General features: G+C 50.9%; 1 rRNA gene. It reads right to left on the bottom strand.

Features of this window, described 5'->3' with window-relative positions:
• Window positions 1–132 precede the first annotated feature (132 nt).
• A 5S ribosomal RNA gene (gene rrf / locus AACS90_RS06195) occupies window positions 133–222 on the bottom strand; the annotation flags it as partial.

A 222-nucleotide genomic window follows, 5' to 3' on the forward strand; every position in this document is an offset into this window, starting at 1 on the left:
GTTTTAACAAATCAAAAGGGGTTTTTATAGCTGCCTCATCGCTGAAAGCTCTACGGAACCCCCTGCCTAGCAGGGGGTTTTCTATATACAAAAAAGCCATCCGGTGAAGGATGGCTTCTCTGACAAAGTGATGTCTGGCAGTGTCCTACTCTCACATGGGGAGACCCCACACTACCATCGGCGCTACGGCGTTTCACTGCTGAGTTCGGCATGGGGTCAGGT

The sequence above is a fragment of the Xenorhabdus sp. KK7.4 genome (assembly GCF_963876465.1).
Taxonomy (GTDB): domain Bacteria; phylum Pseudomonadota; class Gammaproteobacteria; order Enterobacterales; family Enterobacteriaceae; genus Xenorhabdus; species Xenorhabdus stockiae.